Source organism: Saccharothrix sp. ST-888, from assembly GCF_000955975.1.
Taxonomy (GTDB): Bacteria; Actinomycetota; Actinomycetes; order Streptomycetales; family Streptomycetaceae; genus Kitasatospora.
The window spans coordinates 1-302 of sequence record NZ_JYJF01000978.1 but is presented as its reverse complement, the minus strand read 5'-3'; the positions used below and the strand labels follow the sequence as shown (position 1 = coordinate 302).

1 pseudogene is annotated in these 302 nt (G+C 70.2%); it reads right to left on the bottom strand.

Going from position 1 to position 302, the window contains the following annotated elements:
• Positions 1-3: 3 nt before the first annotated feature.
• Positions 4-302: pseudogene (locus UK12_RS35240) on the bottom strand (4-hydroxyphenylpyruvate dioxygenase); the annotation flags it as partial.

Sequence of the window (302 nt, the reverse complement as noted above, 5' to 3'; positions counted from 1 at the left end):
GGCTCACAGGTTCCCCCGGGGGGGCTGCTCGCGCTCGATCGCCTCGAACACGGCCTTGAAGTTGCCCTTGCCGAAGCGCTTGGACCCGCGCCGCTCGAACAACTCGAAGAACAAGGTCGGGCGGTCGACCACCGGCTTAGTTAAGACCTCCCAGAGTGAGCCGTCCTCGTCGGGGTCGGCCAGCACGCTCAGCTCCCGCAGCGCCTCGATCGGCACCCGGGTCGGGCCGACCCGCTCGGCGAGGGCGTCGTAGTAGGCGTCCGGCGTGGTCAGGAACTCCACCCCGTGCGCCGCCATGCCGC